The following is a 20,883-nucleotide window of genomic DNA, read 5'->3' on the forward strand; positions in this document are numbered from 1 at the left end:
CCTCATGGACCCCCGCGCCGGCACCCCCGCCCAGCCCAGCGACCTCATCGACGTCGACGCCGTGGTCGGCGCCTACTACGACCTGACCCCCGACGTCGACGACCCCGCGCAGAAGGTCGTGTTCGGCACGTCGGGCCACCGCGGGTCGAGCCTCGACCACGCGTTCAACGAGGCGCACATCGTCGCGATCACGGCGGCGATCGTGGAGTACCGCCGGTCCCAGGGCACCGACGGCCCGCTGTACATCGGCCGCGACACCCACGCGCTGTCGCTCCCCGCGTGGCAGACGGCGCTCGAGGTCCTCGTCGCCGCGGGCGTGACGACGCTGGTCGACGCGCGGGACTCGTTCACGCCGACGCCGGCCGTGTCGCAGTCGATCCTCCTGCACAACGGCGCCGCGACGTCCGAGGGCGTGCGGACCACCGGGCCCGGTCTCGCGGACGGCATCGTCGTCACGCCGTCGCACAACCCGCCGCGGGACGGCGGCTTCAAGTACAACCCGCCGCACGGCGGGCCGGCCGGCTCCGAGGCGACCGGCTGGATCGCGGACCGCGCGAACGAGATCCTGCGCACCGGCGTGGGCGCCGTCCCGCGCGTCGCGCTGACGCAGGCGCTGGAGTCGGAGCACGTCCACAAGCACGACTACCTCACGACGTACGTCGACGACCTCGCGAACGTCCTCGACCTCGAGGCGATCCGCGCGGCGGGCGTGCGGATCGGCGCGGACCCCCTGGGCGGTGCGTCGGTCGAGTACTGGGGCGAGATCGGCGAGCGCTACGGTCTCGACCTCACCGTCGTCAACCCGCAGGTCGACCCGCGGTGGTCGTTCATGACGCTCGACTGGGACGGCAAGATCCGCATGGACTGCTCGTCGCCGTACGCGATGGCGTCGCTCGTCGCGGGCATGACCGGCGCGGGCGAGGAGGCGCCGTTCGACGTCGCGACCGGGAACGACGCCGACTCCGACCGGCACGGCATCGTCACCCCCGACGCCGGGCTCATGAACCCGAACCACTACCTCGCCGTCGCGATCCAGTACCTGTACTCCGGGGCCCGGGGCGGGTGGCGCGACGACGCGGCGATCGGCAAGACGCTCGTGTCCTCGGCGCTCATCGACCGGGTGGCGGGCGGGCTGGGGCGCCGGCTGATCGAGGTACCGGTGGGGTTCAAGTGGTTCGTGCCCGGTCTGCTCGACGGGTCGGTCGGGTTCGGCGGCGAGGAGTCCGCCGGCGCGTCGTTCCTGCGCAAGGACGGTCGCGTGTGGTCGACCGACAAGGACGGGCTCCTCCTCGCGCTGCTCGCGTCGGAGATCATCGCGACGACCGGGCGGTCGCCGTCCGAGCACCACCGCGACCTCGTCGCGTCGTACGGCGAGTCCTGGTACGCGCGCGTCGACGCCCCGGCGACCCTCGAGGAGAAGGCGACGCTCGGCAGGCTCTCGCCCGAGCAGGTCACCGCGACCGAGCTCGCGGGCGAGGAGATCACCGCGAAGCTCACGAGCGCGCCGGGCAACGACGCCGCGATCGGCGGTCTCAAGGTGACGACCGAGAACGCGTGGTTCGCCGCGCGGCCGTCGGGCACGGAGAACGTGTACAAGATCTACGCCGAGTCGTTCGTGTCCGAAGAGCACCTCGCGCAGGTCCAGGCCGAGGCCAAGGACGTGGTCTCGGCGGCGCTCGGCAGCTGACCCCGCTCGCGAGGTAGAGGCTCCGGTCCTACCTCGGCGAGAGCCGGAGGCCTAGCGCGGCGCCTGGCGGGCCTCCCACGTCTCGGTCGCGACGCGCTGCGCGTCCCGCAGCGCGCGCGCCGGGTCGACGCCCTTCGGGCACACCTGCGTGCACGCGCCGACCTGGATGCACGGCCACGCGCCGTTCTCCGTGTCGAGCACGTCGGCCCGGTCCAGCTCGCCGCCGTCGCGCGAGTCCTCGTCCCAGCGGCGCGCCGTCGCGACGACCGCCGGCCCGAGGAAGTCCGGGGCGGGCTCGAGCTGCGGGCACGCCGCGTAGCAGAGCATGCAGTCGATGCACTGCGCGAAGTCGCGGAACGCCGCGAGCTCGCCCGGCGCCTGGACGCTGCCCGACGACGGCCCGTGCGCCCGCAGCGCGCCGTCGCCCGGGTCCGGGGCGTGCGCGTCCGGGTCCGGGGCGTGCGCGTCCGGGTCCGGGGCGTGCGCGTCCGGGTCCGCGCCCAGGGCGAGCGACTCCCCCGCCGGGCCGGCGAGCGGGAGCCGCGTCGCGCCGTCGGGCACGAGCCACGGTTTCACCGCGGCGAGCTTGCCGAGGAACGTGTCGGTGTCGACGACGAGGTCGCGCAGCACCGCGGCGTGCGCGAGCGGCTCGACGACGAGCCCCGACGTGCGGTAGCCGCGCACGAAGGTCTCGCACCCGAGCACCGGGCGGCCGTTGACCATGACGCCGCACGAGCCGCAGACCGCCATCCTGCAGGACCACCGGAACGTCAGCGTCGGGTCGGCGTGGTCCTTGACCCACTGCAGCGCGTCGAGCACGGACGTGCGGTCGTCGAACGGGACCTCGAACACGTCGCGCCGCGCCGCACCGTCGGGCTCCTGACGCGCCACCTCGAGCCGCACCGTGCTTCCCGCCCCGCTCACGCGCCCGCTCCCTCTGCCGCCGAGAACGACCTGGCGGTCGTTCTCGCGCTCTTCGCGTCCGTCAGGTCGTGCTCGGCGCCGGGTGACGCCGGCCCACCGACCACCGCGTGCGTGATCCGCACCCCGCCGTCGGGGTCGAGCGTCGCGAGCGAGTGGCGCGCGACGTCGTCGGTCGCGGGGAAGTCCAGGCGCTGGTGCGCTCCGCGCGACTCCTCGCGCGCGAGGGCGGCCGCCACCGCCGCGTGCGCGACGAGCAGCGTCGCGCCGAGCTCGACCGTCGTGGCCCAGTCCGTGTTGAGCACCGCGCCCGTGTCGGCGACGCGCACGTCCGCGTACCGCGCCCGCAGGTCCTCGACCGCCGCGAGCGCCCGGCGCAGCCCGTCGGCGTCGCGGTAGATCCCCGCGTCCGCGTCGAGCACGCGGCCCAGCTCCGCACGGATCGCCGCGGGCGGCTCGGTGCCGCGACCGCGCATCGCCAGGTAGCGCTCGGCGACGTCGGCGGCGTGGTCCACCACCTCGCCGCCGACCTCCCCGGGCGCCGCCTGCCGCGACCACGCGAGCGCGCCCTCGCCGGCCGCGCGCCCGACGACGAGCGTCTCGACGAGCGAGTTCGACCCGAGCCGGTTGGCCCCGTGCAGCCCGGTCGACGCGCACTCCCCCGCGGCGAACAGGCCGGCGACCTCGGTCGCACCGCGCGCGTCGGTGCGGATGCCGCCCATCGTGTAGTGCGCCGTCGGGCGGACGGGGACCGGTTCGAGCGCCGGGTCGACGCCCGCGAACTGCTTCGCGAGGCTCGCCACGAGCGGCAGCCGCTCGGCGATGCGCTCGCGGCCGAGGTGGCGCAGGTCGAGCAGCACGACGCCGCCGTCGGACGAGGGGATCGTGCGTCCGTCCCGGTCGGCGTGCCAGAACGCCTGCGACAGCCGGTCGCGCGGTCCGAGCTCCATCGTGCGCGGCACGGGCGACCCGACGGGCGTCTCGGGCCCCAGCCCGTAGTCGGCGAGGTACCGGCGGCCGTCGGCGTCGAGCAGCACCCCGCCCTCGCCGCGCACCGCCTCGGTGAGGAGGATCCCGCTGCCCGGCAGACCGGTCGGGTGGAACTGGAGGAACTCGAGGTCGCGCAGCGGGACGCCCGCGCGCAGCGCCATCGCCGCGCCGTCGCCCGTGACGATCCCCGCGTTCGTGCTCGTCCCCCACGCACGGGCGGCACCGCCGGTCGCGAGGACCACGGCGGGCGCGGCGAGGAACAGCGGCTCGCCACGGTGCTGGTCGTGCACGACGACGCCGCGCACCCGCGCGCCCGGCGGACCGCCCGCGGTGGCCGGGCCACCGCCGTCCGTGCCCCCTCCCGTGCCCCCTCCCGTGACGACGAGGTCGAGGACGTGGTGCTCGTCGTACCGGCGGACCGGTCCCGCGTCGCCCGAGTACCGGAGCGACGTCTGGAAGAGGGTGTGGAGCAGGTGGAACCCGGTGCGGTCGGCCGCGTACCAGGTCCGCGCGCGGCTCATCCCGCCGAACCGGCGGATCGCGACCTCCCCGTCGTCGCCCCGGCTCCACGGCATGCCCCATCGCTCGAGGCGCCACAGCTCGCCCGCGGCGCGCTCGACGACGAACCGCACCGCGTCGTCCTCGCACAGGCCCGCGCCGCCGGCGAGGGTGTCGGCGACGTGCTGCTCCAACGAGTCGTCGGCACCGACGACGCCCGCTGCGCCGCCCTCGGCCGCGACGGTGTGCGAGCGCATCGGGTAGACCTTCGACACGAGCGCGACCACCGGGGGCCGGGCGCTCGCGCCCCCCACGGCCTCGCGCGCGGCCGCCTCGGCGATCGCCAGGGCCGCGCTCAGCCCCGCCGCCCCGCCGCCGACCACGACGACGTCGGCGTGCTCGACCCGCAGCCGCGTCACCGGGTGCTCCCCGCGGCGGTCCCTCGCGGAGCGGGCCGCCGGACGGAGGGCACGGGCGTGACGACGGTCATACCGGAAGGCTCGTCGCTCCCGGGAGCCGGCGCAACAGGCGAAGGTCCCCGGCGTCAGCGCTGCGTGAGGTCCTGGTAGTCGGGGTGCCGGGCGATGTAGGCCTTGATGAACGGGCAGAGCGGCACGACGAGCTCGCCCGACCCGCGGACCTGGTCGAGCGCACCCGCGGCGAGCGCGGACCCGACGCCCTTGCCCTCGAACGCGGGGTCGACCTCGGTGTGCGTGAAGATCACGCGGCCCGGTTCGCGCACGTACGCGGCGAACCCCGCGACGGCGCCGTCCGCGGTGCGCGCCTCGAAGCGGTCGCCCGCGTCGACGACGTCGATGGTCCCGGGGGTTGTGTCCTGGCTCATGGCGCCCATCGTCCACGATCCGGGCACCCGGTGCGACACTGGGACGGTGGTGCAGGATCCCCCGCTCTCCCCGGCCGGACCGGGGGACGACGACCCCAGTGACGAGCGCGGCGTCGCGGCCCCCGAGGCCCCGGCGTCGCGCAACCCCTACCGTGCCGTCCTGACGATCCCCGGCGCGTGGCAGTTCTCCGCCGCGGCGCTCGTCGCGCGCCTGCCGATGTCCATGGTCGGCATCGGCACGATCCTCATGGTCCAGGGCATCTACGGCGAGTACGCGCTCGCCGGCCGCGTCGCGGCGGTGCTCATCGTGGTCCAGGCGATCTTCTCGCCGCAGATCGCGCGGCTCGTCGACCGCGTGGGCCAGCGGAAGGTCATGCTGCCCCTGCTGGCCGCGACGACCGTCGGGCTCGGCGGTCTCATCCTGTGCGCGGTGCTCCGCACGCCCGAGTGGACGCTCTACGTCTTCGCGGCGGTCGCCGGCGGCACGCAGGGCTCCTACGGGTCGATGGTCCGCGCGCGGTGGACGCACGTGCTCGACGACCCGCGGCGCCTGCACACGGCATACTCCCTCGAGTCCGCGCTCGACGAGCTGGTCTTCGTCGTGGGGCCCGTGCTCGCGACGATCCTCGCGACGAGCGTGTCGCCGTCCGCGGGGCTCCTCGTCCCCCTCGTCGCGGCCGTCGTCGGCGGGCTGTGGTTCCTGTCGCAGCGCGGGACCGAGCCGCCGGTCGTCGTGCCGGAGCCGGGGGTCAGCCAGCGGTCGGCGATGCGGTCCACGGGGATGATCGTGCTCGCCGTGATCTTCGTGGCGATGGGCATCGTGTTCGGCGCGACCGACGTGTCGACGATCGCGTTCGCCGAGGAGCAGGGCCAGCAGGGCGCCGCCGGGCTCATCCTCGCGGTGTTCGCGTCGGGCTCGCTGGTGTCCGGGCTCGTCTACGGCGCGCGGCACTGGGTCTCGCCGCTGTGGCGCCGGTTCGTCGTGGGGATCGTCGGCCTCGCCGTCGGCGTCAGCCTGTTCTTCTTCGTGACGTCGCTGCCGGTGCTCGCAGCCGTGATGTTCGTGACCGGCTTCGCCATCGCGCCGACCCTCATCAACGGCAACGGGCTCGTGCAGAACCTCGTCGCGCCGAACCAGCTCACCGAGGGCCTCGCCTGGGTGGGCACGTCGCTCGGCGTCGGGGTCTCGATCGGGTCGTCCGTCGCCGGGACGCGCATCGACGCGGGCGGTGCGCACGCCGGGTTCGAGGTCGTCGTCGCGGCGGGACTGCTCGCCGTCGTGCTGGCGCTCGCGGCGATCAGGTCGCTGCGCCGCAGCGCCGCCCGGGAGGACATCGCGCCGGCGGCATGAAGTGCCGAGCCCCCGGTTCCGATGGATGCCCGACGGCGGTCCGTCAGCCGGTCGGCGGCGTCGCGCCGGGCCGGGCGTCCCGGAGGTGGGCACGCTCGCCGTCGTGGTCGAAGATCGTGAGGATCTCGACCGGGCCGTCGTGCGCGCCGAACGAGTGCGGGACCATCGTCGAGAACTCCGCGGCCTGCCCGGCCTGGACGAGCACGCGCCGCTCGCCGAGGTAGAGGCACGCGGTCCCGGAGAGCACGGTGAACCACTCGTGGCCGGGGTGCACGCGCCGGTGCTCGGGACCGACCGGTCGCTCCGGCGTGATGCGCATCTTCGCGACCGTGCTCCCCGCGCGCTCGCGCGACAGGAGCCACGTCGTGACGCCCTCCTGCCGGCTGGGCTCGGGGCGGATCACGACGTCCTCGTCGTCGACGGGCTCGACGAGCTGGTCGAGCGTCGTGCCGAGCGCGCGGGCGATGGGCACGAGCTGGTCGAGCGCGATGCGGCGCCCGCCCGTCTCGATCCGGCTCAGCGTCGACGGGCTCAGGTAGCACCGGGCCGCGAGCGCGTCGAGCGTCCAGCCGCGCGCCAGGCGCAGCCCGCGGATCCGCTGCCGGACGACCGCGTCGAGGTCCACTTCTTGCGTCATGCGCAAGAGTCTATGTCTCCGGCGCACTGCTGGCCTACCGTGGAGGCATGACGACGCACGCCCACCACGACCACGGGCCGCACCACGGGCCCCCCGGGACCCACGCCGACCCGCACGGAGGTGCCCACGGGGGCGCGCACGGGGGCGCCCACCCCGACGACGACGCGTGCGCCGAGGTCCTCGAGCTCGACGCGGTCGTCTTCGCGGACCTCCTCGCGGACGTCGTCGCCCGTGTCGCGGCCCTGGCCCCGTCGCCCACCCGGACCGTCGTCGACCTCGGCGCGGGCACCGGGACGGGCACGCTCGCGCTCGCGAGAGCCCTGCCCGAGGCGCAGATCGTCGCCGTCGACTCGTCGCCCGTGATGCTCGGCCGGCTGCGCGTCGCGGCCGACGACGCGGGGGTCGGCGACCGGGTCCGCACCGTCGAGGCCGACCTGGACAGCGGGTGGCCCGCGACCGGCGAGGCCGACCTCGTGTGGGCGTCCGCGTCGATGCACCACGTCGCGGACCCGGATCGCGTCCTGCGCGACGCCTGCGCCGCGCTCGCCCCCGGCGGGCTCGTCGCGGTGGTCGAGATGACCGGGACGACGCCCGTCCTGCCGCCGTCCGTCGGGCGCGAAGGCCTCGCCGGGCGCCTCGCCGAGGCGATGACGCACGCCGGGTGGAACCAGTACCCCGACTGGACGCCGCACCTCCAGCGCGCCGGGTTCCGGCTCGTGGAGCGCGTCGAGATCGAGTCGTCACCGGCGACCGGGCCCGACGCGACGCGCTGGGTGCGCACGACCCTCGAACGCCAGCGCGACCACCTGGCTCCGTACCTCCCACCCGAGGACGTCGCTGCGATCGCGGCCTTCCTCGACCGACCTGCCGGAGCGGCGTCGGGCACCGACACCCCCCGCGACGAGCCGACGGCCCGCAGCGGCCGCGTCCTCTGGGCGGCGCGCCGCCCCTCCCGCTGACCCCATCCCCGCTGAGGAGACCCGATGACCACCACCTCCCTCCCCACCTACGACGTCGCGATCGTCGGCGGCGGCCCCGCCGGCCTGTCCGCCGCGGTGACCCTCGCGCGCTCGCTGCGCTCGGTCGTCGTCATCGACGCGGGCGAACCCCGCAACGCGCCCGCGGAGGGCGCGCACAACCTGCTCGGGCGCGAGGGCGTCCCGCCCCGCGAGCTCCTGGCCGCGGGCCGCGCCGAGGCGACGGGCTACGGCGCCGAGGTCCGTGACGCACGCGTCGCGCACGCCTCCGGCGACGCCGACGCGGGCTTCGCGCTCGCCCTCGACGACGGCGCGACCGTCCGCGCGCGGCGCGTCCTGCTCGCCACGGGGCTCGTCGACGAGCTCCCCGACGTCCCCGGCGTGCGCGAGGCCTGGGGCTCGACCGTGCTGCACTGCCCGTTCTGCCACGGGTGGGAGGTGCGCGGGCAGCGCGTCGCCGTCCTCGCGACGGGCCCTGCGGCCGCGCACCAGGTCCTGCTGTTCCGCCAGCTCACGCCGCACGTCACGCTCTTCCAGCACACGGCCCCCGAGCCCGACGACGCGACGTGGGACCAGCTCTCCGCGCTCGGCGTGCGCGTGGTCGAGGGCGAGGTCGAGCGGCTCGAGGTCGACGGTCGCACCGTGCGGGCCGTCGTGCTCGCGGACGGGACGTCGTTCGCGACCGACGCGGTCGTGGTCGGGCCGCAGTTCGTCGCGCGCGGGGAGCTGTTCGAGCAGCTCGGCGGCACGCTCGAGGAGGCTCCTGCGGGATGGTTCGTGCCCGCCGACCCGCGCGGCGCGACGAGCGTCCCGGGCGTGTGGGCGGCGGGGAACTCGAGCGACCTCATGGCCCAGGTCGGGGCGTCGGCCGCGGCCGGCGTGATGGCCGGCGCCGCGATCCACGGCGAGCTCGCGACGACCGACGTCGCAGCGGCGGTCGCGAGCCGTCGGACCCCCTCCGCCGTGCACGCAGCGGGCAGGCGGTAGGGAAGGGGACGCCCTGGGCCTGCGTCCTGCGGTCTGCGGTCTGCGGTCTGCGGTCTGCGCAGACTTCTCGTGAGCGATGCACGGGTCCACCGTGCGGTGCCTCGGCCGAGACTCTCGAGCATGAGCACACCAGCAGATCTCCGCCCCACCGCCCAGAGCGTCTCCGGCCGGAACCGCGGCGTCGGACGCCACCTGACGCAGCGCTGGCCCTCCGTGGTCGGCCTGCTCGCCCTCCTCGTCAACCTCACGGACGGCGCGGACTCCCACGTGACCGCCATGATCATCGTCATCGCCTCGACGTGCTACCTGGCCATCAGCGCGATCGGCTCGCGCCGTGCCGGGTGGCTCGTGGTCGGGGGCGCGGTCGTGGTCGTCACCCTCACGCGGGTCGCCGGGGTCGACCAGACCGCGACCGTGCTCGCCCTGGGCGTGGGGTTCGCCGTCCTCGGCTTCCTGCGCGGCGCCCGCGTCGACCGCCGGGCGCTCGCCACGCAGACCTGGGGGTTCCTGGGGTTCGGCGCCGTCGCGGTCACGGCCATGATGGTCGACCCCGTCGCTGCGCTGTACCTGGCCGCTCTCGCCGCCGTCGGGCACGCCGCGTGGGACGCGGTCCACCTCGTGCGGGACCGGGTCGTGCCGCGGTCCCTCGCCGAGGCGTGCTTCGTCCTCGATCTCGGCCTGGGGATCGCGCTCCTCGTCGTCGCCGCGCAGCTCTAGGAGGACCCGGAGGCCTCCCGGGCGGGCGTGACGCACGAGACGCCGTCTCGTCCTGCGACCGGAGCCCGCCCGACGCACGATGGAGGACGACCCGTCCCCACCCGTGGAGGTACGTCATGCCGTTCGGAATCGGTCGCTCCCCGCAGGACAAGCGCGACCGCACGGTCGCCGACCTGCTCGTCGCGCAGCTCATCGAGGCGGGGGTGCGCCGGATCTACGGCATCGTCGGTGACAGCCTCAACCCCGTCGTCGACGCCGTGCACCGGTCCAACAGCGGCGACAACGCCGGCAAGGGCATCGAGTGGGTGCACGTGCGGCACGAGGAGGCGGCAGCGTTCGCGGCGGCCGCCGAGGCCGAGGTCACCGGCAGCCTCGCGGTGTGCGCGGGCTCGTGCGGCCCCGGCAACCTGCACCTCATCAACGGCCTCTACGACGCCAACCGGTCGCGCGTGCCCGTCCTCGCCATCGCGAGCCACATCCCGAGCAAGCAGATCGGCACCGGGTTCTTCCAGGAGACGCACCCCGACCGGCTCTTCACCGAGTGCTCGGTGTACTCGGAGATGATCTCGAGCGCCGAGCAGGCGCCGCGCGTCATCAACTCCGCGATCCACCACGCGTTCGGCGCGCCGGGCGTTGCGGTGCTCACGCTCCCCGGCGACGTCGCCGACCTCGACGCCCCGGCCGCGGTGCCGGACGTCGCGTGCCGCCCCCCGCGCCCGCGCATCGTCCCGGACCTCGGGTCGGTCCAGCAGCTCGCCGACGCGATCGACGCCGCGAAGAAGGTGACGATCTTCGCCGGCGCGGGCGTGCGGGACGCGCGCGACGACGTCATCGCGCTCGCCGACAAGATCGCCGCGCCCGTCGGCCACTCGCTGCGCGGCAAGGAGTTCATCCAGTACGACAACCCGTTCGACGTCGGCATGTCGGGCCTGCTCGGCTACGGCGCCGCGTTCGACGCGATGCACGACTGCGACCTGCTCCTCCTGCTCGGCACGGACTTCCCGTACGACCAGTTCCTGCCGGCCGAGGTCCGCACCGCGCAGGTCGACGTCGAGCCCACGCGGCTCGGTCGTCGCACGCGGCTCGACCTCGCGGTCGTCGGCGACGTGGGCGAGACCGTGCGGATGCTGCTCCCGCTCGTGAAGACGGCGCGGTCGCGCAAGTTCCTCGACCAGATGGTGGCCAAGCACGAGAAGGCGATGAACGGCGTCGTCGGCGCGTACACGAAGAAGGTCGAGCGCACGACGCCCATCCACCCGGAGTACGTCGCCGACGTCCTCGACCAGGTCGCCGCGGACGACGCCGTCTTCACCGTCGACACGGGCATGTGCAACGTCTGGGCCGCCCGGTACATCACGCCGAACGGCCGCCGCCGCATCGTCGGCTCGTTCCTGCACGGGTCGATGGCCAACGCCCTGCCGCACGCGATCGGCGCCGCGGCCGCGGCGCGCGACGCGGGACACGACCGCCAGGTCGTCGCGATGGCGGGCGACGGCGGCCTCTCCATGCTCCTCGGCGAGCTCGTCACGCTCCGCCAGTACGACCTGCCCGTCAAGGTCGTGCTCTTCGACAACGCGAGCCTCGGGATGGTGCGGCTCGAGATGCTCGTGGACGGCCTGCCGATGTTCGGCACCGAGTCGCCGCAGGTCGACTACGCGGCCGTGGCGAACGCGATCGGGATCCCCGCGGTCCGCGTGGAGCATCCGCGCGACCTGCGGCGCGCCCTGGAGGACGCGCTGCACCGGCCCGGCCCGGCGCTCGTCGACGTCGTCACCGACCCGCGCGCGCTGTCGATCCCGCCGAACATCACCGCCGGCCAGGTGCGCGGGTTCGCCGTCGCCATGAGCAAGGAGGTCCTCGGCGGCGGGATGGGCGAGGTCGTGTCGATGGCGCGGGCGAACCTGCGGAACGTGCCCCGCCCGTGACGGACGGCGCCACGGCGCCGGGCGCGCCGACCCTCGCCGAGGTACGGACCACGGCACGGGAGGTGTTCGGCTGGGACCGGCTGCGGCCGGGCCAGGCCGAGGCGATCTCCGCGCTCCTCGACGGTCACGACGTCCTCCTCGTGCTGCCCACGGGCGCCGGGAAGTCCGCGGTCTACCAGCTGCCGGGCCTCGAGCTGCCCGGGCCGACGCTCGTCGTCTCGCCGCTCATCGCCCTCCAGCAGGACCAGGTGCGCTCGCTGCTCGAGCTCGGGGACGGGGAGGCGGCCGCCGCCGCGGTGAGCTCCGCCGTGCCCGCCGCCGAGCGGCGCGCCGCGCTCGAGGCGGCAGCCGCCGGGGAGCTCGACTTCCTGTTCCTCTCGCCGGAGCAGCTCGCGAACGAGGAGGTCCTGGACGCCGTCCGCGCCGCGCGACCGAGCCTCGTGGCCGTGGACGAGGCGCACTGCGTCTCGGTGTGGGGCCACGACTTCCGGCCGGAGTACCTGCGGCTCGGCGAGCGCATCGACACGCTCGACCCGCGCCCGCGCGTCGTCGCGCTCACGGCGACCGCGGCCCCTCCCGTCCGGGACGACGTCGCCGCGCGCCTCCACCTGCACGACCAGGTGGTGATCGTCCGCGGGTTCGCCCGCCCCGGCATCGCGCTCGAGGTGGTCCGCGCGCTCGATGACGCGGACAAGCGGCGCGCGGTCGTGGAGCGCGTGCGCGAGGAGGCGGAGAAGGGGGTCGGCATCGTGTACGTCGCGACGCGCCGGCACACCACCGAGCTCGCCGACGCCCTCGCCGACCCGAGCACCGGGAAGGCGCTGCGCACCGTCGCCTACCACGGCGGCATGCGCCGGGCCGAGCGCGAGGAGGCGCAGCGCCGGTTCACCGAGGACGAGGTCGACGTGGTCGTCGCGACGTCGGCGTTCGGCATGGGGATCGACAAGCCGGACGTGCGGTTCGTCGTCCACGCCGACGTGCCCGGCTCGCCGGACGGCTACTACCAGGAGGTGGGTCGCGCGGGCCGCGACGGCGAGCCCGCGGTCGCCGTCCTGTTCTACCGGCCGGAGGACCTGGGGCTGCAGCGCTACTTCCGGGTCGGCGTGCCCGACCGCGGCGACCTGCTCGACGTGGCGCGTGCCCTGCGGGGAGCGGACGGAGCTGCCGAGAAGACGAGCGACGACGAGGCGACCGCCGAGGGGGCGGGCGGCGACGGGGCGAGTGGCGACGGGGCGAGCGGCGACGCGGCGAGCGGGGCCGACGGCCCGGCGTCCTCGAGCGGTCGGCTCCCCCGGCGTCTGGCACGCCTGCGCGCGCTCGTGACCGACGCCCGCGCGCTCGTCGGGCCGGAAGCCCGGCCGGCCGCGGTCGCCGACGCGGCGGTCGAGCTCGCCGAGGAGCGACGCCGCATGGACGACTCGCGCCTCGACATGATGCGCGCGTACGCCGAGACCGCGCAGTGCCGGCGCCAGTTCCTCCTCGCCTACCTCGGCGAGGAGCTCGCCGAGCCGTGCGGGCGCTGCGACACGTGCTGGGCGGGCACCGCGACGGAACGGGTCGTGGACGACACGGTGCCGTTCCCCGCGGGCTCGCAGGTGCGTCACGCCGAGTTCGGCGACGGCACGGTCATGGGGTACGACGCCGGCGAGGAGAACGGCGAGGGCGAACGCGTGACCGTGCTCTTCGCCTCGCACGGCTACCGGACCCTCAGCGTCGACGCGGTCCTCGCGCACGGGCTCCTCCAGCCCGCCTGAGCGGCAGGTCGGCGGGTCGGCGCGGGTAGGGCGGCACGCGACGGCCTCGGTAGCATCGCGGCGTGCTCACCAAGACGTCGGTCACCGACGCCCAGGTCGCGGCCCTCGTCCGCCCGCTCGGCACGGCGGTCCGCGTCCGGCCGCTGAGCGGCGGCACGTTCGCGAGCGTCGTCGCGGTCGACCTCGCGGACGGCCCCGACGGGGCGGGTGCGGACGCCCCGCGCCGCGTCGTCGTCAAGATCACCGGCGCCGACACGTCGCGCCTCCTCCGCTACGAGCGCGGGATCCTCGCGACCGAGGCCGCCGCGTACCGCGCCGCCCATGCGGCCGGGCTCCCGGTGCCCCGCGTGCTCCACACCGACTTCTCGCGCGAGCACCTCGACGGCGACGCGCTCGTCGTGACGTTCGTCGGCGGGACGCTGTGGAGCAGGCTCGACCTCGCGCCCGCGCAGGGGGCTGCCGTGCGGCGCGAGCTCGGCGCGCTCATGGCCCGGTGGCACACGATCGAGGGCGACCGCTTCGGCTATCCCGCGCCCGCGTCCGCGCTCGCCGCCGCCACGTGGCCCGAGGCCTACGACCGGATGCTGCGCGCGGTCCTCGCCGACGCCGTCCGCTGGGACGTCGAGCTCCCGGTCGGCCGCGTGCACGACGCCGTCGCGCGCCACCGCGACGCGCTCGCCCGGGTCACCGTCCCCCGCCTCGTCCACGGCGACCTCTGGCCCGGCAACGTCCTCCTGGACGACGCCCACCGCGTCACGGGCCTCCTGGACGCCGAGCGCGCGCTCTGGGGCGACCCTCTCCTCGAGCTCGTGGGCGCCGACCAGCTCGGCGTGGGTGCCGTCGACCCCGACCTCCTCGCCGGGTATCGCGCCACGGGCGGGGAGCCCGGCCTCGGCGACGGCACGCCCGACGACGGCGACCCGGCCGCCTGGGCGCGGCTGCGGCTCTACCGCCTGTACCTCGCGTGCGTCCTGGCGGTCGAGGTCGTGCCCCGGGCGTACGAGGGCGACTGGGTCGCGGGCCATCTGGCGACCGCCCGGGCGAACCTCGACCACCTGCTCGACGAGCTCGGCGCCTAGGACGTGTCTCCTAGACCTGAGCTCAGGCTCGCGGCAGACTCGCAGCCGTGAGTCGTCTTCAGGTGCTGACGGACGCGCAATGGGAGCGGATCGAGCCGTTGCTGCCGAAGAACGCGGGCAAGGTCGATCGCCCGTTCGTGGATCACCGCACCGTGGTGGAGGGCATCGCCTACCGGTACCGGACCGGGATCCCGTGGCGGAATCCGCCCCGCGAGGCGTTCGGGCCGTGGCAGACGGTGTGGAAGCGGCACAAGAAGTTCGCCGCCGACGGCACCTGGGACCGGATCCTGGCGCACTCGATGGCCGAAGCCGACGCCGCGGGCCAGATCGACTGGACCGTTTCGGTGGACTCCACGATCAACCACGCGCACCAGCACGCGACGAACACGACCCGACCGGAGAAGGACACGGGGGCGACGTCGAAGCACAAGAGGCGCCGCGAGAGCGTCGTCCACAGTAAACCTGCAGGTCATGGCCTCGGGCGCTCCCGTGGTGGGTTGACGAGCACGATTCATCACGCGGTTGACGGGCGTGGGCGTCCGCTCGCGGTGATGGTCACGCCTGGGCCGTCGCACGACGGGCGTGCGTTGGAGCTGGTGCTCGGCGACAGTGCCGGGTCTCCGCGTGCGACGTGGGAGCCTCTCCCAGAGGTCAGTCAGTGGCGTCCCGGATCCGCCCGCGTGCTGCGGTGAGTTGCTCGTGGTAGTTCGAGGCCACTACGGCGGTCAGGTTGCTTTCCAGCTGGGCTTCCAGGTCCCACAGCACCCGTTGTTCCGCCTGGTCAGCGAACGGTACTTGCCCGTCTGTGTTCAGGCGCGCGAGAAGCTCGAAGAGGACCAGCGCGTGGTCACTGGAGAGCGTGATCGTGGTCGGTCCGGTCATCGAGGACTCCTTGCCGAACTGGTGGCGGCCGTCGGGTTGATCGTGAGGGCGACGCTGCGTGGCGGTCGCCGTTGGCGCAGGACAGAACGCTATCGGCAGGCGTTGTCCAATAGTCAGGTCAGTTCGGCCCCGTGGGAGGGCCGCGGCGGATGGCGTGCATGACGTCGTCGGGGAGCGAGCTCGAGCCCGCGGGATACGCCGAGCTCCTGGTCGAGCTGAAGGCGCGGGTGCGCGCGACGCAGTTTCGCGCGGCACGCGCGGCGAACACCGAGGTGCTGCGCCTGTACTGGTCCATCGGGCACGACCTGGTCGAGCGCCGTGCCCGCGCGGGCTGAGGAGCGAAGGTCCTCGTCCGGCTCGGGGCGGACCTGCAGCGGGAGTTTCGCGACCAGCGGGGCTGGTCGACACGGAACCTGAAGTACATGCGGGCGATGGCCGAGGCGTGGCCCGATGCGAGTTCATTCGGGCAACAGGCTGTTGCCCAGCTGCCGTGGGGTCATGTCACCGTGCTCCTGAGCCGCCTGCGCACCCGCGAAGAGCGTGACTGGTACGCCGAGCGCGCCGCGGAGGAGGGATGGTCGCGGGCCGTGCTCGATCATCACCTCAAGATGAACCTGCGCCGCGCTCTGGGTGCGGCACCCTCGAACTTCGCCGCCGCACTCGATCGGCCCGACTCCGAGCTGGCGCAGCAGCTGGTCAAGGACCCGTACGTCTTCGAGCACCTTGGTCTGGTGGAACGACGTGCCGAGCGCGACGTCGAGCAGGCGCTGATGGACCGGTTGCAGGACACCATGCTGGAGCTCGGACACGGTCTGGCGTTCGTCGGCCGTCAGGTGCGCCTGACCGTCCCGGACGACGCCACGGACGAGGTCGACGAGTTCTACATCGACCTGCGGTTCTTCCACGTCGAGCAGCTGCGCTACGTCGTCGTCGAGCTCAAGATCGGCAAGTTCGAACCGTCCCACCTCAGGCAGCTCGGCGCCTACGTCGCGATCGTCGACGACCAGTACCGCCGGGCCGAGATCCACGCTCCGACGGTCGGGATCCTGCTGTGCACCGGCAAGACCGGACCGACGGTGCGCTACGCCCTGGCCAGCACCAGCGCGCCCGTCGCCGTCGCCGACTATCAAGGGCTGCCGGCTGAGGCTCGCGGCGTCCTGCCCAGCGCGGCCGAGCTCGAGGCCGTCATCGAGGACGAACTCGACCACCGGTCCTGAGGACCTTCTTGTGCCGCTTCCACACCGTCTGCCACGGCCCGAACGCCTCGCGGGGCAGATTCCGCCACGGGATCCCGGTCCGGTACCGGTAGGCGATGCCCTCCACCACGGTGCGGTGATCCACGAACGGGCGACCGACCTTGCCCGCGTTCTTCGGCAGCAACGGCTCGATCCGCTCCCATTGCGCGTCCGTCAGCACCTGAAGACGACTCACGGCTGCGAGTCTGCCGCGAGCCTGAGCTCAGGTTTAGGAGACACGTCCGAGGCGTCGAGCTCCGGTCGGGTGTAGGGCCAGACGTCCGGTCAGACGTCCCGCCGGCGCACGACGACGCACGCAGCCGCCACCACGACCGCCGTCCAGACCGCGATCGCGAGGGCGCTCCAGGCGAGCGTCGCACCGTCGGCATCGCTCGGGAGCTCCAGCACCGTGCCCTCCGGCCCCGGGAGGGAGCGGGCGAAGCGCCCGACGGCGTCGACCGGGATCACCTGGAGCAGGGCGGGCACCACGTAGAGGAACCCGAGCGTCGCGGCGATACCGCCCGCGCTCGACCGGACGAGGAGGCCGAACGCCAGGCCGATCACGGCGGCGGCCGCCTGGAAGAAGGCCGTGCCCGCGAGCACGCGCAGCACGACCGGGTCGGCGATCCCCCCGGGTGCCCCGTGACCGAGCACGAGCGCCGCGACGAAGAACGACACCACGCCGGAGGCCACCGAGACCACGAGAGCGACCACGGCGACGACCACGACCTTGGCGAGGACGACGGGCACGCGGCGCGGCACGACGGCGAACGTGGTGAGGACCGCGCCGCGCTCGTACTCCGCGGTGCCCACGATCGTCCCGAGGACGACGAGGAGCAGGAGCCCGAGGTAGTTCGTGTCCGTGACCGCGCCGACCGCCTCGGCGAGCGCGGTGTCGGCGTCGGTGACGTCCGACCGCCCGGTGAGCGCGGTGACCAGCGCGACGAGGACCGGCACGAGCAGGGCCAGGGACAGGAGCCACCACGTCGAGCGCAGGCCCCGCGCCTTGAGCGACTCGGACGCGACGAGGCCGCCGAACCCCAGTCGCGGCGTGTCCGCCGGTGATCGGGTGGACGACGTGGCCGGCGACGTCGTCGGGGGCGCGGGCCGTGCGGGCTGTGCGGTCATCGGGGTCCCCCGTCGGTCGTGTACTCGACGGCGTCCTTCGTCAGCTCGAAGAAGGCGTCCTCCAACGAGACGTGCTGCGGGACGAGCTCCGCGAGCACCGTCCCCGTGCGCATCGCGAGGGCGCCGACCTGGTCGCTCGACAGCCCGGCCACCGTCAGCACCCGCTCCTCGGTCGACGTGACCGTGCCGCCGGACGCACGGACCTCCGCGGCCAGCGCGTCGGCGGTCTCCGCGGTCCGGACCCGGACGCTGCCCCCGGACGCGGCGCCGACGATCTCCTCGACCGTCCCGCTGGCGACGAGCCGTCCGCGGCCCAGGACGACGACGTCGTCCGCGGTGAGCGCCATCTCGCTCATGAGATGGCTCGAGACGAGGACGGTCGTGCCCTGCGCCGCGAGCGCGCGCACCAGCTCGCGGACCCAGTGGACCCCGTCGGGGTCGAGGCCGTTCACGGGCTCGTCGAGGATCAGCGTGCGCGGGCGCCCCAGGAGGGCGGCGGCGATCCCCAGGCGCTGCCCCATCCCGAGCGAGAACGTGCCGATGCGGCGACCGGCCACCGCGGCCAGTCCCGTCGTCTCCAGCACCTCGTCCACGCGGGACGCGGGCAGCCGGTGCGTCAGCGCGATGGACCGCAGGTGGGTGCGCGCGGTCCGGCCGGGGTGCACCGCGTGGGCGTCGAGCATGGCGCCGACGGCCGTCAGCGGCGCCGGGTCGTCGACGAACGGCTTCCCGTCGATCCGGACGACCCCGCTCGTCGGCCGGTGCAGGCCGAGGATCATGCGCATCGTCGTCGACTTGCCGGCGCCGTTCGGTCCGAGCAGCCCGGTCACCCGGCCGGTTCGCACCACGAAGCTCAGGTCGTCGACGGCGACCGTCCCGCCGTAGGTCTTGGTGAGGTGCTCGACCTCGATCACAGGAGCATCTCGCGTCGCGCAGGGCCTGATCGCATGGGGGAACTCAAACACCCGTGGTCGCCGCGCGCGAGGCGAACCGGCGCGGGGAGAGGTCCCCATGCCCGGTGGCTGTGGACGGCCGATCTCGCGCGCGCGTCACGGTATGGTGTGCGCACGTTCACGACAACTCCACGCGTCGCTCAAGGGACCACGAATGATCGTCTTCCTCGTCATCGGCATCGCCGCGCTCGCGCTGCTCCTCCTGTCCCTCCTGGTCGGCGAGATCGTCGAGCTGGGCGACGGAGCCCTCTCCGGGACGTCGCTGGGGGTCGGCGGCGTGGTGTTCGGTTCCGTGGGAGTCATCGTCACGGCCAACGGCCTGCCCACGTGGGTCGCGTACGTCGGCTCGCTCGTCGTCGCGGTCGTCGTCGTGCTCGTCGTCCAGCGCCTGGTCACGCACCTGCGGGCGACGGAGGACGGCGCGCCCGTCTCGCTCGTCGGGGTGCAGGGCACCGCGACGACGGCCATCGACCCGTCCCGCGGCGAGGTCTCGCTCGACGCCGCGCACGAGCTCGAGCGCCGGCTCGCCTGGTCGGAGGAACCCATCCCCGAGGGCGCGCGCGTCGTCGTCCTCGAGCAGTCCGGCAGCAAGGTGCGCGTGCGCCGGCACTTCGCGAACGACTGACGTCGTCCCGCACCTGCTGCACCGCCGCCCGGCCCGCCCGCACTGCCGCACGGGCCACCCAGACCTCTGCACGCACCGCACGCCCACCGCCCGAACGGAAGGAGACGCGCCCCGGCGCTGACCATGCTGGACGACACGAACAACCTCATCACGACCCTGGCGATCGTCGCCCTGGTCATCGCCTTCTTCGCGGTGATCATCTTCATCAGCAAGCGCATCCGTCGCGTCCCGCCGAACGAGGCCCTCGTCATCGTGGGTCGCGGCGCGGGCCGCAAGGAGGCCACCGGCAGCGGCCAGAAGGTCATCGTCGGCGGCCGCACGTTCGTCTGGCCGATCCTCCAGCAGGGCTTCCCCATCTCGCTCGAGCAGCGCCAGATCGGGATCACCGTCGAGGGCGTGGACAAGCACCGCATCAAGATCGCCATCAAGGCGTCGATCAACTTCAAGGTCCGCGGCGACGAGGAGGGCGTGCGGCGTGCCGCCCAGCGCTTCCTGTCCCAGCAGGGCACGCTCACCGAGATCATCAAGGAGTCCCTCGAGGGCTCGCTGCGCTCCATCGTCGGCGACATGACGATCGAGCAGATCATCTCGGACCGCAAGGGCCTGTCCGATCGGGTGGTCGAGTCGACGAAGGCCGACCTGTCGGAGCAGGGCCTGCAGGTCGACCTGCTCAACATCTCCGACATCTCGACGCCGGGGTCGGACTACCTCGCCAACCTCGGTCGCGCCGAGAACGCGCGCGCCCGCCAGGTCGCCGAGGTCTCCGAGGCCGAGGCGCAGCGCGCGTCCGAGTTCGCGGTCATCGAGGCGGCGGAGCAGATCGCCGAGCGCCAGAAGGCGCTCGACCTCAAGCGTGCCGTCATCAAGGCCGACACGGACCGCGCGAACGCCGAGGCCGACGCGGCCGGTCAGCTGGCCCGCGCCGAGCAGGACCGCCTCGTCGCGCAGCAGGAGCGCGAGGCGCTCGCCGAGCAGGCCCGCGTGACGCAGGAGCGGCTCGACATCGAGATCCGCAAGCCGGCCGAGGCCAAGGCGTACGCCGAGGTCCAGGAGGCGAACGCGCGTCGTGACGCCGCGAACGCCTCCACGGAGGCCGAGGCCTACAAGCGCACCGTCATCGCCGAGGCGAACAAGACGGCGGCGATCCAGGACGCCGAGGCGTCCGCCGCCGCGGTGCGCCGCGCCGGTGAGGCCGAGCGCGACCGTCAGGTCGCCCTGGCGGCCGGCATCAAGGCCGAGGGTGAGGCGCGCGCGTCGGCGATCGAGGCCGAGGGTCGCGCCGAGGCGGTCGCGACCGACGCCAAGGCCGAGGCGCTCAAGAAGTACGGCGAGGCCGCTCTCGTCCAGGAGCTCATCGAGCGCCTGCCCGAGATCGTGCGTGCCGCGGCCGAGCCGATCGGCAACATCCAGGGCATGACCGTCATCTCCACCGACGGCGCGTCCGCGATCACGAAGAACGTCGCGTCGGTCCTGGGCGAGGGCCAGGGCGTCATCAAGCAGCTCACGGGTGTCGACATCAACCAGCTCATCGCCGGCCTCGCGGGCAGCACGCTGCCCGGCGCGGACAAGGCGTCCGGGTCGAACGGCACGCGCGTCTGACCCCTGTCGCGCACCTCGTCGCGATCCTCGTCGCGATCCTCGTCGTGGCCCGTCCGGTCCTCCGGGCGGGCCACGGTCGTGCGCGGCCGGTCGT

General features: G+C 74.1%; 19 protein-coding genes and 3 pseudogenes. 14 read left to right on the plus strand and 8 right to left on the minus strand.

The annotated features are described in order from the left end of the window. Window positions 1-4 precede the first annotated feature (4 nt). Window positions 5-1,687 (plus strand): phosphoglucomutase (alpha-D-glucose-1,6-bisphosphate-dependent), encoded by a 1,683-nt coding sequence (gene pgm / locus ACWPWV_RS05115; RefSeq protein ID WP_454041864.1) that lies wholly within the window; start codon window positions 5-7, stop codon window positions 1,685-1,687. Between the two features lie 51 nt (window positions 1,688-1,738). Here the strand turns inward: pgm and ACWPWV_RS05120 are convergent, their stop codons facing one another. The 3 genes from ACWPWV_RS05120 to ACWPWV_RS05130 all read right to left on the minus strand — a co-directional run bounded on the left by ACWPWV_RS05120 (window position 1,739) and on the right by ACWPWV_RS05130 (window position 4,940). Beyond that, complete coding sequence (locus ACWPWV_RS05120; protein ID WP_454041865.1) at window positions 1,739-2,611, minus strand: 2Fe-2S iron-sulfur cluster-binding protein; 873 nt, start codon at window positions 2,609-2,611, stop codon at window positions 1,739-1,741. After that, on the minus strand, window positions 2,608-4,515 hold the full coding sequence (locus ACWPWV_RS05125; RefSeq protein WP_454041866.1) for an FAD-binding protein: 1,908 nt from the start codon (window positions 4,513-4,515) through the stop codon (window positions 2,608-2,610). Before ACWPWV_RS05125 ends, ACWPWV_RS05120 begins: the two co-directional genes overlap by 4 nt. Before the next feature lie 125 nt (window positions 4,516-4,640). Beyond that, entirely contained in the window at window positions 4,641-4,940 is a 300-nt protein-coding gene (locus ACWPWV_RS05130; protein ID WP_454041867.1) for a GNAT family N-acetyltransferase, read from the minus strand. Window positions 4,941-5,100: 160 nt separating this feature from the next. Here ACWPWV_RS05130 and ACWPWV_RS05135 point away from each other — a divergent pair, with 160 nt between their 5' ends. Continuing rightward, a complete protein-coding gene (locus ACWPWV_RS05135) occupies window positions 5,101-6,291 on the plus strand; it encodes an MFS transporter (RefSeq protein WP_454042814.1) in 1,191 nt (396 codons plus the stop codon). A 43-nt stretch (window positions 6,292-6,334) separates the two neighbouring features. Here ACWPWV_RS05135 and ACWPWV_RS05140 read toward each other — a convergent pair whose 3' ends face one another. Then, window positions 6,335-6,928 (minus strand): helix-turn-helix domain-containing protein, encoded by a 594-nt coding sequence (locus ACWPWV_RS05140; RefSeq protein WP_454041868.1) that lies wholly within the window; start codon window positions 6,926-6,928, stop codon window positions 6,335-6,337. Between the two features lie 47 nt (window positions 6,929-6,975). On the opposite strand from ACWPWV_RS05140, the gene ACWPWV_RS05145 reads away from it, so the two are divergent. The 7 genes and pseudogenes from ACWPWV_RS05145 to ACWPWV_RS05175 form a co-directional block, all read left to right on the plus strand. After that, the gene (locus tag ACWPWV_RS05145; RefSeq protein WP_454041869.1) at window positions 6,976-7,887 is read left to right on the plus strand and encodes a class I SAM-dependent methyltransferase; all 912 of its coding nucleotides are present in this window, start codon (window positions 6,976-6,978) and stop codon (window positions 7,885-7,887) included. A gap of 24 nt (window positions 7,888-7,911) precedes the next feature. Next, window positions 7,912-8,892, plus strand: a complete 981-nt coding sequence (locus ACWPWV_RS05150; RefSeq protein WP_454041870.1) for an NAD(P)/FAD-dependent oxidoreductase — start codon at window positions 7,912-7,914, stop codon at window positions 8,890-8,892. Between the two features lie 120 nt (window positions 8,893-9,012). Beyond that, window positions 9,013-9,609, plus strand: a complete 597-nt coding sequence (locus ACWPWV_RS05155) for a hypothetical protein (RefSeq protein ID WP_454041871.1) — start codon at window positions 9,013-9,015, stop codon at window positions 9,607-9,609. Between the two features lie 116 nt (window positions 9,610-9,725). Beyond that, a complete protein-coding gene (locus tag ACWPWV_RS05160) occupies window positions 9,726-11,534 on the plus strand; it encodes a pyruvate dehydrogenase (protein ID WP_454041872.1) in 1,809 nt (602 codons plus the stop codon). Continuing rightward, window positions 11,531-13,288 (plus strand): RecQ family ATP-dependent DNA helicase, encoded by a 1,758-nt coding sequence (locus ACWPWV_RS05165; protein ID WP_454041873.1) that lies wholly within the window; start codon window positions 11,531-11,533, stop codon window positions 13,286-13,288. The genes ACWPWV_RS05160 and ACWPWV_RS05165 overlap by 4 nt, the downstream gene beginning before the upstream one ends. Window positions 13,289-13,350: 62 nt before the next feature. Then, entirely contained in the window at window positions 13,351-14,367 is a 1,017-nt protein-coding gene (locus tag ACWPWV_RS05170) for a phosphotransferase family protein (RefSeq protein WP_454041874.1), read from the plus strand. A 47-nt stretch (window positions 14,368-14,414) separates the two neighbouring features. Continuing rightward, window positions 14,415-14,975, plus strand: a pseudogene (locus ACWPWV_RS05175) (IS5 family transposase); the annotation flags it as partial. 43 nt (window positions 14,976-15,018) lie between these two features. On the opposite strand, the gene ACWPWV_RS05180 reads toward ACWPWV_RS05175, so the two are convergent. After that, complete coding sequence (locus ACWPWV_RS05180; protein ID WP_454041875.1) at window positions 15,019-15,249, minus strand: hypothetical protein; 231 nt, start codon at window positions 15,247-15,249, stop codon at window positions 15,019-15,021. Window positions 15,250-15,407: 158 nt separating this feature from the next. On the opposite strand from ACWPWV_RS05180, the gene ACWPWV_RS05185 reads away from it, so the two are divergent. From ACWPWV_RS05185 to ACWPWV_RS05195, 3 genes and pseudogenes are all read left to right on the plus strand, one after another. After that, complete coding sequence (locus tag ACWPWV_RS05185) at window positions 15,408-15,584, plus strand: hypothetical protein (RefSeq protein ID WP_454041876.1); 177 nt, start codon at window positions 15,408-15,410, stop codon at window positions 15,582-15,584. Window positions 15,585-15,596: 12 nt separating this feature from the next. Then, window positions 15,597-15,854 (plus strand): annotated as a pseudogene (locus ACWPWV_RS05190) (DUF1016 N-terminal domain-containing protein); the annotation flags it as partial. Then, entirely contained in the window at window positions 15,837-16,466 is a 630-nt protein-coding gene (locus ACWPWV_RS05195; protein WP_454042815.1) for a PDDEXK nuclease domain-containing protein, read from the plus strand. The pseudogene ACWPWV_RS05190 and the gene ACWPWV_RS05195, both read left to right, overlap by 18 nt. Here the strand turns inward: ACWPWV_RS05195 and ACWPWV_RS05200 are convergent. From ACWPWV_RS05200 to ACWPWV_RS05210, 3 genes and pseudogenes are all read right to left on the minus strand, one after another. Beyond that, window positions 16,456-16,680: pseudogene (locus ACWPWV_RS05200) on the minus strand (transposase); the annotation flags it as partial. The gene ACWPWV_RS05195 and the pseudogene ACWPWV_RS05200 sit on opposite strands and share 11 nt — an antisense overlap. 89 nt (window positions 16,681-16,769) lie before the next feature. Then, entirely contained in the window at window positions 16,770-17,612 is an 843-nt protein-coding gene (locus tag ACWPWV_RS05205) for an ABC transporter permease (RefSeq protein WP_454041877.1), read from the minus strand. Further along, the gene (locus ACWPWV_RS05210; protein WP_454041878.1) at window positions 17,609-18,526 is read right to left on the minus strand and encodes an ABC transporter ATP-binding protein; all 918 of its coding nucleotides are present in this window, start codon (window positions 18,524-18,526) and stop codon (window positions 17,609-17,611) included. The genes ACWPWV_RS05205 and ACWPWV_RS05210 overlap by 4 nt, the downstream gene beginning before the upstream one ends. 193 nt (window positions 18,527-18,719) lie before the next feature. On the opposite strand from ACWPWV_RS05210, the gene ACWPWV_RS05215 reads away from it, so the two are divergent. Next, window positions 18,720-19,190, plus strand: a complete 471-nt coding sequence (locus ACWPWV_RS05215) for an NfeD family protein (protein WP_454041879.1) — start codon at window positions 18,720-18,722, stop codon at window positions 19,188-19,190. A 123-nt stretch (window positions 19,191-19,313) separates the two neighbouring features. Further along, complete coding sequence (locus ACWPWV_RS05220) at window positions 19,314-20,789, plus strand: flotillin family protein (protein ID WP_454041880.1); 1,476 nt, start codon at window positions 19,314-19,316, stop codon at window positions 20,787-20,789. Window positions 20,790-20,883 lie beyond the last annotated feature (94 nt).

The sequence above is a fragment of the Cellulosimicrobium sp. Marseille-Q8652 genome, from assembly GCF_965112045.1.

Bases quoted from the DNA above. Each gene is read 5' to 3' on its own strand.
- ACWPWV_RS05220 (WP_454041880.1), top strand. From the start codon at position 19,314: ATGCTGGACGACACGAACAACCTCATCACGACCCTGGCGATCGTCGCC.
- ACWPWV_RS05160 (WP_454041872.1), top strand. From the start codon at position 9,726: ATGCCGTTCGGAATCGGTCGCTCCCCGCAGGACAAGCGCGACCGCACG.
- ACWPWV_RS05155 (WP_454041871.1), top strand. From the start codon at position 9,013: ATGAGCACACCAGCAGATCTCCGCCCCACCGCCCAGAGCGTCTCCGGC.
- ACWPWV_RS05180 (WP_454041875.1), bottom strand. From the start codon at position 15,249: ATGACCGGACCGACCACGATCACGCTCTCCAGTGACCACGCGCTGGTC.
- ACWPWV_RS05145 (WP_454041869.1), top strand. From the start codon at position 6,976: ATGACGACGCACGCCCACCACGACCACGGGCCGCACCACGGGCCCCCC.
- ACWPWV_RS05215 (WP_454041879.1), top strand. From the start codon at position 18,720: ATGATCGTCTTCCTCGTCATCGGCATCGCCGCGCTCGCGCTGCTCCTC.
- ACWPWV_RS05130 (WP_454041867.1), bottom strand. From the start codon at position 4,940: ATGAGCCAGGACACAACCCCCGGGACCATCGACGTCGTCGACGCGGGC.
- ACWPWV_RS05150 (WP_454041870.1), top strand. From the start codon at position 7,912: ATGACCACCACCTCCCTCCCCACCTACGACGTCGCGATCGTCGGCGGC.
- ACWPWV_RS05185 (WP_454041876.1), top strand. From the start codon at position 15,408: ATGACGTCGTCGGGGAGCGAGCTCGAGCCCGCGGGATACGCCGAGCTC.
- ACWPWV_RS05205 (WP_454041877.1), bottom strand. From the start codon at position 17,612: ATGACCGCACAGCCCGCACGGCCCGCGCCCCCGACGACGTCGCCGGCC.
- ACWPWV_RS05140 (WP_454041868.1), bottom strand. From the start codon at position 6,928: ATGACGCAAGAAGTGGACCTCGACGCGGTCGTCCGGCAGCGGATCCGC.
- pgm (WP_454041864.1), top strand. From the start codon at position 5: ATGGACCCCCGCGCCGGCACCCCCGCCCAGCCCAGCGACCTCATCGAC.